The organism is Streptomyces sp. A3M-1-3 (genome assembly GCF_024213665.1).
Lineage (GTDB): Bacteria > Actinomycetota > Actinomycetes > Streptomycetales > Streptomycetaceae > Streptomyces.
The window spans coordinates 1-11095 of record NZ_JANAVP010000062.1 but is presented as its reverse complement, the minus strand read 5'-3'; the positions used below and the strand labels follow the sequence as shown (position 1 = coordinate 11095).

9 protein-coding genes, 1 other RNA gene and 2 pseudogenes are annotated in these 11095 nt (G+C 69.7%); 3 read left to right on the top strand and 9 right to left on the bottom strand.

Annotated elements, in window-relative coordinates; all coding sequences use genetic code 11:
* Positions 1–74: 74 nt before the first annotated feature.
* A pseudogene (locus NLX86_RS35255) lies at positions 75–321 on the top strand (ATP-grasp ribosomal peptide maturase); the annotation flags it as partial.
* A pseudogene (locus NLX86_RS33935) lies at positions 319–1107 on the top strand (rRNA adenine N-6-methyltransferase family protein); the annotation flags it as partial. The pseudogenes NLX86_RS35255 and NLX86_RS33935, both read left to right, overlap by 3 nt.
* A gap of 124 nt (positions 1108–1231) precedes the next feature.
* Here the strand turns inward: NLX86_RS33935 and ssrA are convergent.
* From ssrA to ftsE, 5 genes are all read right to left on the bottom strand, one after another.
* Positions 1232–1619: a transfer-messenger RNA gene (gene ssrA, locus NLX86_RS33930) on the bottom strand.
* 94 nt (positions 1620–1713) lie between these two features.
* Positions 1714–2193: an SsrA-binding protein SmpB gene (smpB, locus tag NLX86_RS33925; RefSeq protein ID WP_254375673.1), complete on the bottom strand. Its 480-nt coding sequence runs from the start codon at positions 2191–2193 to the stop codon at positions 1714–1716.
* Positions 2194–2211: 18 nt separating this feature from the next.
* The gene (locus NLX86_RS33920; protein ID WP_254375672.1) at positions 2212–3384 is read right to left on the bottom strand and encodes a S41 family peptidase; all 1173 of its coding nucleotides are present in this window, start codon (positions 3382–3384) and stop codon (positions 2212–2214) included.
* A 67-nt stretch (positions 3385–3451) separates the two neighbouring features.
* Complete coding sequence (gene ftsX / locus NLX86_RS33915; RefSeq protein ID WP_254375671.1) at positions 3452–4369, bottom strand: permease-like cell division protein FtsX; 918 nt, start codon at positions 4367–4369, stop codon at positions 3452–3454.
* A 17-nt stretch (positions 4370–4386) separates the two neighbouring features.
* On the bottom strand, positions 4387–5076 hold the full coding sequence (gene ftsE, locus NLX86_RS33910; protein WP_254375670.1) for a cell division ATP-binding protein FtsE: 690 nt from the start codon (positions 5074–5076) through the stop codon (positions 4387–4389).
* A 241-nt stretch (positions 5077–5317) separates the two neighbouring features.
* On the opposite strand from ftsE, the gene NLX86_RS33905 reads away from it, so the two are divergent.
* Positions 5318–5509 (top strand): hypothetical protein, encoded by a 192-nt coding sequence (locus NLX86_RS33905; RefSeq protein WP_254375669.1) that lies wholly within the window; start codon positions 5318–5320, stop codon positions 5507–5509.
* Between the two features lie 92 nt (positions 5510–5601).
* Here NLX86_RS33905 and NLX86_RS33900 read toward each other — a convergent pair whose 3' ends face one another.
* From NLX86_RS33900 to NLX86_RS33885, 4 genes are all read right to left on the bottom strand, one after another.
* On the bottom strand, positions 5602–6495 hold the full coding sequence (locus tag NLX86_RS33900; RefSeq protein WP_254375668.1) for a hypothetical protein: 894 nt from the start codon (positions 6493–6495) through the stop codon (positions 5602–5604).
* A gap of 268 nt (positions 6496–6763) precedes the next feature.
* The gene (gene prfB, locus NLX86_RS33895; protein ID WP_254375667.1) at positions 6764–7867 is read right to left on the bottom strand and encodes a peptide chain release factor 2; all 1104 of its coding nucleotides are present in this window, start codon (positions 7865–7867) and stop codon (positions 6764–6766) included.
* 92 nt (positions 7868–7959) lie between these two features.
* A complete protein-coding gene (locus tag NLX86_RS33890) occupies positions 7960–9222 on the bottom strand; it encodes a serine/threonine-protein kinase (RefSeq protein WP_254375666.1) in 1263 nt (420 codons plus the stop codon).
* Positions 9223–9344: 122 nt separating this feature from the next.
* Positions 9345–10955: a serine/threonine-protein kinase gene (locus NLX86_RS33885; RefSeq protein ID WP_254375665.1), complete on the bottom strand. Its 1611-nt coding sequence runs from the start codon at positions 10953–10955 to the stop codon at positions 9345–9347.
* Positions 10956–11095: the final 140 nt, after the last annotated feature.

Genomic DNA, 11095 nt, shown 5'->3' with positions numbered 1-11095 from the left:
CATAAGCGAGATCATACGCTACTCATGACATGCAATAGACACTCATGGACACTCAATCAGCAGCAGCTTCCTACCCCGCCGACATCGGCGAGGCCCTGACGGTCTCGGCTCGGTTCGGTACCTGCCCGGCCACTTCTGTGGCCGGGCAGGTCCGCACCCCGTCGAGAACCGCCGACCTGGAACACGTCCGGTCCGTGTACTGGCGTCGCCCCGTCTGGCCCCGCGTTCGAGCACCTGCCCGACGACGACCGCCGGTTCGCCGCAGCGCAGACCCGTTACGGGCTCGGCGGCGTCCTGTACGCCCTGGACGGCCCCCTGTGGGCGCGCATCGCCTACCGCGAGGAGTCCCTGGTCACCCAGCTCGACAACGCTCGGACCGCCGACCAGGTAGACGAGCCGGTCGCCGGGTCGCCCACCTCGTCCTCCACCACGCCCGTGACCGTCGTCGGCATGATCGAGGACCTGGGCCTGGAGGACGGGCACAAGGTGCTGGAGATCGGCACGGGCACCGGCTACTCCACCGCCCTGATGTGTCACCTGCTCGGCGAGGACAACGTCACCAGCATCGAGGTAGACCCGGACGTCGCGGCCCGCGCTGATGCAGCGCTGGAGACGGCGGGCCACTCGACCTGGACCGTCACCGGCGACGGGCTGCTCGGCCACCCCCGCCGAGCCCCGTACGACCGGGTCATCGCCACTTGCGCCGTGCGGCGCATCCCGTACACGTGGGTCCGCCAGACGAGGCCGGGGGGCATCATCCTGACCACGATCGGCGGGGCGTGGCAGTACGGCACCGGCCTCGCCAAGGTCACCGTGAACGACGACGGAACGGCCGAGGGCCGGATCATCGGCCGGTCGTCGTTCATGCAGGCCCGCTCCCAGGCCCTCCACCCGATCGCTGGGGACCTGTCGGCGCGCACCGCCTACCCCGACACCGAACGCGAGACCAAGGTCCCGCCGACGCTGCTGGAGGAGTGGATGCCTGCTTTCCTCGCCCAGCTCGCCGCGCCCACGGCCTGGATCGGCGGCCAGCAGATCACCACCAAGAACGGCACCCACTGGATCGGCGAGAGGCCCGCCCTGAGGTGGGAACACCGCCTCGGCTGATCCTGCGGCACCGCACCGGCACGCAGCCCAGTCCCAGCTGACCCACTGTGCTCCCACGACATGGGAAAGACCCCCTGCCCTGGCGAAGTTTTCGCAGGTCAGAGGGTCTTTGCCCACGTGGGATGAGTGGAGATGGCGGGAATCGAACCCGCGTCCAACGGTGCAGAATCAGGGCTTCTCCGAGCGCAGTTCGCTGCGATTTTCTCGGCCCCGGAGATCACGCGAACAAGTCTCCGACGGGCTCAGTCACTGTTTGTTTTCCCACCGGGCCCCGTGACCGGGCTCAGTGGTTTAGTCCCCTAGCTGATGCCAGGATCCGGGTCGGGAACAGCCCCGGGCTGACACTCCGCAGAGTCTTCGCTTAGCTGCTAATTAGGCAGCGAGGGCGAAGGCGGAGGAATCGCGCTTGGTGTTGGCGATTATTGTTTGCGACATATGGTTAACGAGATCATTGCCGCTTCCTCGACTCGCTTCCCCTGCTTCGACATCCGCTGTCGAAACCGATCATCCCCATGTTTTTTTATCAAGGTGGTGCCCACCCCGTCGCCGAGGTGCTGCCGCCATCGTACGTGATCAGCGCACGAAGGTGCCAGCTTATTCCGGCCGTCAGGCCCGCTGCTGGCGCTTGACCGCCGAGATCGCCCGGTCCGTCTCGCGCCGGTCCTGCTTCTCGCGGAGCGTCTGACGCTTGTCGTACTCCTTCTTGCCCTTGGCCAGCGCGATCTCGACCTTGGCCCGGCCGTCCTTGAAGTACAGGGCCAGCGGCACGATCGTGTGACCCGTCTCCTGCGACTTCGACTCCAGCTTGTCGATCTCGACGCGGTGCATCAGCAGCTTCCGCTTCCGCCGCGCGCTGTGGTTGGTCCACGTGCCCTGGCTGTACTCCGGGACGTGGACGTTGTGCAGCCACGCCTCGTGCCCGTCGATCTGCACGAAGCCGTCCACCAGAGACGCCCGCCCCTGGCGCAGCGACTTCACCTCCGTGCCGGTCAGGACCAGCCCGCACTCGTAGGTGTCGATGACGGTGTAGTCGTGCCGCGCCTTCTTGTTCTGCGCGATGAGCTTGCGCCCTTTTTCCTTTGCCATAGTGCGGCCATTTTCGCACTAAGACCGTGTACCGAGGCCACTCAATACCGTGCGGGCCTTCTCCTCGGCCCGCTCGCTCACCGCGAGGTCGGGGGTGATGCCCCGGCCGTCGACGCTGTGGCCCGCCGGAGTGCGGTAGTGGCCGACGGTCAACTCGGCGACCGATCCGTCCGGCAGCTCGGTCGGCATCTGGACCGAGCCCTTGCCGAAGGTGCGCGAGCCGACTGTGACCGCCCGGCCGCGGTCCTTCAGCGCGCCCGTCACGATCTCCGCGGCGCTCATCGTGCCCCCGTCGACGAGGGCGACCAGCGGTCTGCCGGTGTCCCCGCCCGGCTCGGCGTACAGCGCGCGCTGCGCTCCCCGTACGTCATAGGTGGCGACCAGCCCGCCGTCGAGGAAGGCGGACGCCGCGGTGACCGCCTCGCTGACCAGCCCGCCGGTGTTGCCGCGCAGGTCGAGCAGGACGCCGGCGCCGGCCGGGGCCGCCCGGACGGCGTCCCGTACCCGCTCGCCCGAGCCCTTGGTGAAGGACGCCACCTTGATCAGGGTCACGCCCGTCCCGAGCTGCCGTACGGTGACGGCTTCGGTGGTGAGCCTCGCCCGGCGCAGGGTCTCGGTCCAGGTACGGCCGGCGCGCTCCAGGCGGAGGGTGACCGAGGTGCCGACGACGGCGCTCTCGCCGTCCCCGCGCAGCAGCGAGACGACCGCGCCCACCGGCCGTCCCGCTATCCGGCGGCCGTCGATCGTACGGATCCGGTCGCCCGCCCGGACACCGGCCAGTTCGGCTGGCCCGCCGGGCTGTACCCGGGACACCTCGATCCGCCCGTCGCGGCGGCGTTCGGCCCACAGGCCCACGCCGGTGTACTCGCCGTCGAGGGCCCGCTCGAACTCCGCGTACTCGCCCTGGTCGTAGACCGTGCCCCAGCGGTCGCCGCTGCGGCTGACGACCTCCTCGGCCGCGTCCTTGACCGACTTCCCGTCGGCCAGCGCCTCGGCGGCGGCCTGCTCGACAGCATCGCGCTCCGCACTGAAAGCGGCACTGCGAGTACCCGCCAACTGTCCGTCCGTACGGGCGCCTTCGCCCCAGACGCCGGTCGCGGCGCCCGCCGCGAGAGCGCAGGTGCACACCAATGTCAGGGCCGCCCCGCGGCGGATGCGGCGGGGTTGGAGGCGCGTTCCAGGGCCCAACATGGCGACCACTGTAGGACAAGGCCGGGCGCCGTACGGCGTGTTGCCCGTACGGTGCCAGGGGCGCTTGTCACACCTTGAGGTACTTGCGCAGCGCGAAGAAAGCGGCAAGTGCGGGCATCAGCAGGCCGATCGCCAGCACCAGCGGGAGCTTGGCGAGGACCGCGTCCCAGCCGATGAAGTTGATCAGATCCAGCTTCTCGGAGAGCGCGAGACCATGGTCGATCAGGAAGTACCGGCCGACGAGCAGCATGACGCAGGCGACCACACCGCCGATCAGTCCGGCGAACGCGGCCTCCATGATGAACGGCATCTGGATGTAGAAGCCGGACGCACCGACGAGCCGCATGATGCCGGTTTCCCGCCGACGGCTGAACGCAGATACGCGCACGGTGTTGACGATCAGCAGCAGCGCGATGACGAGCATCAGGGCCATGACGTACAGCGCCACCACGTTCATGCTGTTGAGCAGCCCGAAGAGGTTCTCCAGGATGCCGCGCTGGTCCTGCACGGACTGCACACCGTCCCGGCCGGCGAACGCGGTCGCGACCACCTTGTACTTCTCCGGGTCCTCCAGCTTGACCCGGAACGACTCCTGCATCTGGTCCGGCGTGAGCGAACTGGCCAGCGGGGAGTCGCCGAACTGCTCCTTGTAGTGCTTGTACGCCTCGTCGGCCGACTCGTAGGTGACCGTCTCGACGGCGTCCATCTTCTCGAGGTCGGCCTCGATCGTCTTCTTCTGCTCCGCGGTCACAGCGCCCTTGGCGCATTTGGGCAGCGCCTCGGCGTCACCCTTGTTGCAGAGGAAGATCGAGACGTTGACCTTGTCGTACCAGTAGCCCTTCATCGTGCTCACCTGGTCACGCATGAGCAACGAGCCGCCGAACAGGGCGAGCGAGAGGGCGACGGAGATGATGACGGCGAAGGTCATCGTGAGGTTGCGCCGGAGGCCGACGCCGATCTCCGACAGGACGAACTGGGCGCGCATGGCGTCCTCTCAGTCTTTCAGTGCTGGTAGCCGTAGACGCCGCGCGACTGGTCGCGCACGAGACGGCCCATCTCGAGTTCGATGACGCGCTTGCGCATCTGGTCCACGATCTGCTGATCGTGCGTCGCCATGATGACGGTGGTCCCGGTCCTGTTGATCCGGTCCAGCAGCTTCATGATGCCGACGGAGGTCTGCGGGTCGAGGTTGCCGGTCGGCTCGTCCGCGATCAGCAGCATGGGCCGGTTGACGAAGGCCCGCGCGATCGCCACGCGCTGCTGCTCACCACCGGAGAGCTCGCCGGGCATCCGGTCCTCCTTGCCGCCGAGGCCGACGAGGTCGAGGACCTGCGGTACGGCCTTGCGGATCTCTCCCCGCGGCTTGCCGATGACCTCCTGCGCGAACGCGACGTTCTCCGCGACGGTCTTGTTTGGCAGCAGGCGGAAGTCCTGGAACACGGTCCCCAGCTGGCGCCGCATGTGCGGAACCTTCCAGTTGGAGAGCCGGGCGAGGTCCTTGCCGAGCACATGCACCTGGCCGTGGCTGGCACGCTCCTCGCGGAGGATCAGCCGCATGAAGGTGGACTTGCCGGAGCCGGAGGAGCCGACGAGGAAGACGAACTCGCCCCGCTCGATCTCGAGGGAGACCTCCCTCAGCGCAGGACGGTTCTGCTTCGGGTAGGACTTGGAGACGTTGTCGAATCGGATCACGGGTGCACCACGGTCGCCGGGAGTAGGTGTGCGTGACCATACGCGAAGCGGAGTGGAGCGTGCAGGCGGCGGTCGAGGATGAGTGATTTATCCCGCGAAATCCAGTGAGGCGCGCCGAAACTTGCGGGAGCTGGCACAGTGGGAGAGGGAACGGTTGCGTTTCCCTGAGCGTTGTGCGGAGAGATAGCTGCGTATGGGACGGCTGCGAATCGCGGCTCCGCCGCGCGGGAGAGGAGAGCGCATGACCTATGACCGACTGGTGTGCGCCAACTGCGCGGCGCCGGTGAGCGAGGGCCGCTGCCATGTGTGCCGCGTGAACCGGGAGCGACTCCAGCAGGACGGCCCGTTCGCCGGACTGAACCCGGCCGCGCTTGTCGCGCTGCTGGTGATTCTGGTGGCGGCGATGGCCCTGCTGGCGCACCAGACCGTCTAGCTTTCCGCCTGGCTGTCGACCACGGACCGCCGGAGGGCCCGGAGCGCGATATGCGCCCCGGGGCCTCCTGTGCGTGTGTGTACGTACGTGTACTAGGCAGCCGTACGGCCGCCGCCGACCAGGCGGGGCAGCATCCGGAAGCCGATACCGCCGGCGATCATCGTCGCGGCGCCGACCAGCAGGAACGTGGTCTCGGCGGCGCCCGTCTCGGCGAGTTCCTCCTTGGCCTCACCCTGCTCGACCGGCTTGGAGCCGACGTTGTCGGTGTCGGTGTTGTCCTGGCACTCGGCCCCGTCAAGGTCCACGGTGCAGGTCCCGGCACCACCGTCGTCGCCACCGGTGGAGCCGTTGCCGCCGGTGGCGGAGGTGCCACCGTTCTGGCTGCCGCCGGTAGACGTGGTGCCACCGTCGGTGGTGGTGCCGCCGTCGGTGGTCGTACCGCCGTCGGTGGTCGTACCGCCGTCGGTGGTCGTACCGCCGTCGGTGGTGGTGCCGCCGTCAGTGGTGGTGCCGCCGTCGGTGGTCGTACCACCGTCGGTGGTCGTACCACCGTCCGTAGTGGTCCCGCCGTCAGTCGTGGTCCCCCCGTCCGTGGTCGTACCACCGTCCGTAGTGGTCCCGCCGTCAGTCGTGCTCCCCCCGTCCGTGGTCGTGCCACCGCTGACGGTGATGCCACCATCGGTGGTCGTGCCACCGTCCGTAGTGGTCCCGCCGTCGGTGGTCGTACCGCCGTCCGTCGTGGTGGCACCACCCTCGGTGCCCTCGTCGACGCCGCCGGCCACAGTGCCGCCGTCGTCACCTTCGTCCGCCGCGCCGATCTCGACCGCCGCGCCGTTCTCGTCCACGTTGGCCTTCGCGCTCAGGCCGCCGATGTTCACGCCAATGCCGGCCGCCTGAGCGGCGCCGGCTGCGGTCAGCGAGGCGCCGGCCGCAATCACCGCGCCGGCCGCTATCCGCGCCACGCGCAGCCGCGTCTTCTTGGTCATCTGCCTGCTACCCCCAGTAGCTTCTCGTAAATGGAACAGCGTCCGGGGCCGCGGTGTCATCGGGTTCCTTGCCGGCCCCCGTTCACACGCGCCCCAGTAATACGCATGCCGCGCGCCACCCTTCCCACTTTTCAGATCAGCGTCAAGGTCGTTGCGCGCGCAATGCCCAATTTGCGGGCAGTTGCCTGCCGTTAGGCCGTACAACTGTGACGAAAAAAGGGAACTGCCGCCCCGTGGGCGGCAGTTCCCTTGTCGACAAAGCGTGAATTTACTTCTCCTGCTGCTTGCGCCAGCGAATTCCGGCCTCCAGGAAACCGTCGATCTCGCCATCCAGCACAGCCTGCGGATTGCCGACCTCGAACTCCGTCCGCAGGTCCTTGACCATCTGGTACGGGTGCAGGACGTACGAGCGCATCTGGTTGCCCCAGGAGCTTCCGCCGTCCTTGAGCGCGTCCATCTTGGCCTGCTCCTCCTGGCGGCGCCGCTCGAGCAGCTTGGCCTGGAGGACGTTCAACGCGCTTGCCTTGTTCTGGATTTGCGAGCGCTCGTTCTGGCAGGAGACGACGATGCCGGTCGGGATGTGCGTCAACCGCACAGCGGAGTCGGTGGTGTTGACGCCCTGGCCGCCGGGACCGGAAGCGCGGTACACGTCCACGCGCAGCTCGGTCTCGTCGATCTCGATGTGGTCGGTCTTCTCCACGACCGGCAGCACCTCGACACCCGCGAACGAGGTCTGGCGGCGCCCCTGGTTGTCGAACGGCGAGATGCGCACGAGGCGGTGGGTGCCCTGCTCGACGGAGAGCGTGCCGTACGCGTACGGGGCCTTGACCACGAAGGTGGTCGACTTGATGCCGGCCTCTTCCGCGTACGAGGTCTCGTAGACCTCGGTGGAGTAGCCGTGCCGCTCGGCCCAGCGCAGGTACATCCGCTGCAGGCGCTCGGCGAAGTCGGAGGCGTCCACGCCGCCGGCCTCGGCACGGATGTTGACCAGTGCCTCACGCTCGGCGTACTCGCCGGAAAGGAGCGTACGGACTTCCATCTCGTCCAGCGCCTTGCGGACGGAGATGAGCTCGGACTCGGCCTCAGCGAGGGTGTCCGCGTCGTCCTCGGCCTCGGCGAGCTCGAAGAGCACGCTCAGGTCGTCGATCCGGCCGCGGAGCGCCTCGGTCTTGCGCAGCTCGGCCTGGAGGTGCGAAAGCTTGCTCGTGATCTTCTGCGCCGCCTCGGGGTCGTCCCACAGGGACGGGGCCGCGGCCTGCTCCTCGAGCACGGCGACGTCTGCCCTCATCCTGTCGAGGTCCAGGACGGCCTCGATCGACCCCATGGTCGAGGAGAGGGACTTCAGCTCTTCGGATACATCGACGACTGCCACGGGTCCAGCGTAACGGCTGGCCGCCCGGACCTTCCCCACGCCCGGGGGACCCGGACCGCACAGCCGGCGCTGTCGGGCGCTCCCAGTCGCGCTCAGGGGGACGACTGCTTGGTGTCCTGGGGTGGGGCGTCCGCGTCGTTGCCGCCGCTTGTGGCCAGCCAGCCGCCCAGCCCGATCGCGGCCGCCAGGGCCACCGCCGCGACGCCCAGCTTCAGGCGGCGCCGGCGGACGGCGTCCGAGGTGGATTTGTGGCGGGCCGAGCCGGGGCGGCGTTCGGCCGGGGAGCGGGGGACGCGAGCGGTGCCGCGGGCGCCGCCCGCAAGTTCGTCCGGGCCCGGGACGCGCATGCTGGTGTGGGTGTCGCGGTTCGAGTCCGGAACGGCGCCGGGGACGAGCGGGACCGCGCCCCTACGGCGGCCCGGTTCGCCGGAGTCGGCGGGGTGGGCTGCCGTCTCGTCGGCGTACGGCGCTTCCTGCGGCTGGGGGTCGCTCTCGTCGTCCGGCTCGTCCACGTCCAGCGGGGGCATGCCCGCGAGGAGCGGCAGCTGGTCGCGCAGCCGCGTGGAGAGTTCGGAGGCGCGCAGCCGGGACGCCGGGGCCTTGGCCAGGCACTGGACGATGAGCTGCCACAGCTCGTCGGGGATGCCGGGGAGCGGCACGACGGTCTCGGTCACATGGCGGCGCAGTACGGCGCCGGGGTGGCCGCCGCCGAACGGTGTGAAGCCCGCCAGCAGCTCGTACAGGACTGTCGCCAGGGCGTAGATGTCGACGGATGCGCGCGGCGGGAGGCCCTCGATAATCTCGGGGGCGAGGTAGTCGGGCGTACCGATGATCTTCGTCGCCGTCCTGGTGCGGCGCGGGGAGTCGATCAGCTTGGCGACGCCGAAGTCGGTGAGGAGGGCGGGATGTGAACCGCCCGGGCCGAGCGGGCCCTGCATGTCCAGCAGGACGTTCTCGGGCTTCACGTCGCGATGGACGATGCCGGCCGCGTGGGCGGCGGCGAGGGCGTCCGCCACGTCGGCGACGACGGCGACCGCCGCCTCGGGGGCCATGCGGCGCTCCCGGTCGAGGCGGGTGCGCAGGTCCGTTCCGCGTACGAGCTCCATGACGAGGGCCAGGTCGTTGCCGTCGACCACGAGGTCGCGGACGCCGACCACCCGGGGGTGGTCCAGGCTCAGCAGCGCGCTGCGCTCCTGCACAAAGCGTCCGACGAGCTCCTGGTCGGACGCGAGGTCCTCCCGCAGCAGCTTGATGGCGACGGGCCCGTCGGGCCCGTCACCCAGCCACACCGTGCCGGCGCTGCCCCGCCCCAGGATCTGGTGGGCGGTGTACCGGCTGCCGATTTTCCGTGCCAAGACTGCTCCCTCAGCGGCTGGCGTTCGCGCATAAAACTACGCGGCCAACGGGGTGTTCAGTGCCCCGGATGGTGCCAACCTTCACTTCTGGGGGAGAAATCAGTCCTCAGAAGTCGACAAATCTACGGAGCCGTCTCCGGCGGGGGCGGCGGCTCTGTCGAGTTCATGAGTTCCGAGACCCAGGTGGATGCGTCGGAGACCCAGTCCGAGACCTGGTTCCAGAAGCTCTTGCCGTCCGCGACCCAGTCCTGGAGCGGGGTGAGTTCCCAGATCATCCAGGCCGCCACGACAAGGATGACGACCGTGAACAGGCAGCCCTTGAGGCAGCCGAGACCCGGGATCCGCATCGGGTTGGCGCTGCGGCGCGGCTCGCGCGGCGCGCGGGGGGCCGGCTGCTGAGGCGGCGGCTGCGGCGGCGCGTACCGCTGCTGCGGCTGCCGCTGCGGCTGCTGCTGGTACGGCTGCTGTTGGCGCTGCGGGGCGTAGTGCTGAGGCGGCTGCTGCGGCGGCTGCTGGGGGCGCGGCGCGGGCTGGCGCTGCGGGCGGCGGCGCAGCGGGTCCTGGCTCGGGTCGAGGTACTGGACCTGCGTCTGTTCGTTGCGGTCGCGGGCCGCCCGCATCTGGTTCTGCCAGGGGTGCGGGTCCTCGGGCGACGACTGCGGCATGACGGCCGTCGGGTCGGCGGCCCGGGGGCCGGTGGCGGGCATGACGCTGGTCGCGGCATTCGGGTCGTACGGATCGTACGAACCGGCTCCGCCCGGCAGCATCTGCGTCGGGTCGGACGCGCCGGGTGTGGCCGGGGTGCCCGGGACGGGGGCCGGGGCCGGGTCCGGGGCGAGCATGGCGCCCACGCCGAGGGCGGCCTCGACCTGTGCGGCGGAGGAGTGCACGCCGATGCCGGCCGCGACGGTGCGCAGGCCGCGGGCGAGGTTCTCGGCGCTGGGCCGCTCGTCGGGCTCCTTGCGCAGGCAGCGCTCCATCACCGTCCACAGGGGTTCCGGAACGGTGGTGGGGCGGCGGGGCTCCTCGCTGAGGTGGCGGTGCAGGACCTCCAGCGCGGTGCCGCCGGCGAACGGCGGACGGCCGGTGACCAGCTCGTACAGCAGGATGCCGGCGCCGTAGATGTCGACGGCGGAGGTCTGCGGGCGGCCCTCGGCGGACTCCGGCGCGACGTAGGCCGGCGTACCGACGAACTCGTGCGTGCGGGTCAGGCCCGGGGAGTCCGCGAGGCGCGCGATGCCGAAGTCGGTGAGCATCGGGTGCATCTGGCCGTTCGCGTCGGCCAGCAGGACGTTGGCGGGCTTGAGGTCGCGGTGGACGACGCCGTCGGCGTGGCTGGCGGCCAGCGCGTCGGCGATCTGGGCGGTGAGCAGGGCGGCCGCGACCGGGGTGAACGGGCCGTTCTCCCGGATGTAGCGGTGCAGGTCGGGGCCGTCGACCAGGTCCATGACGAGGGCGAGGAGATCGCCCTCGACGACGAGGTCGCGGGTGCGCACGATGTTGGGGTGGGTGAGGCGGAGCAGTACGGAGCGTTCGCGCAGGAAGCGCATCACCACGTCCGCGTCGTTCGCCAGCTCCTCCTTGAGGACCTTGATCGCGACGGTCTCGCCGGGCTGCCCGGCCACCGCTGCCTCGGCGCCCGCGGCCTCGCGCTGGCGGGCCCGCCAGACGGTGCCCGTGGCGCCGCGCCCGAGAGGCTCCTCGAGCAGGTACTTGCTGCCTACCGGCCGCACGTCATGTGCTCCCTGCTGATCGTGTGTCCTTGCTTGCCGGGCGCACCGGCCCGTCCGGCCACTCTAGATGATCGATTCCAAGGGATCAGTGGTCATAAGCGGTCAGTGAGCGCAGGACGGGCTGTCCTGTGTGGTCGTTG

What these genes read in the sequence shown, in the direction of transcription:
- smpB (WP_254375673.1), bottom strand. Translation starts at nt 2,193, where the DNA reads ATGGCAAAGGAAAAAGGGCGCAAGCTCATCGCGCAGAACAAGAAGGCG.
- NLX86_RS33920 (WP_254375672.1), bottom strand. Translation starts at nt 3,384, where the DNA reads ATGTTGGGCCCTGGAACGCGCCTCCAACCCCGCCGCATCCGCCGCGGG.
- ftsX (WP_254375671.1), bottom strand. Translation starts at nt 4,369, where the DNA reads ATGCGCGCCCAGTTCGTCCTGTCGGAGATCGGCGTCGGCCTCCGGCGC.
- NLX86_RS33905 (WP_254375669.1), top strand. Translation starts at nt 5,318, where the DNA reads ATGACCTATGACCGACTGGTGTGCGCCAACTGCGCGGCGCCGGTGAGC.
- NLX86_RS33900 (WP_254375668.1), bottom strand. Translation starts at nt 6,495, where the DNA reads ATGACCAAGAAGACGCGGCTGCGCGTGGCGCGGATAGCGGCCGGCGCG.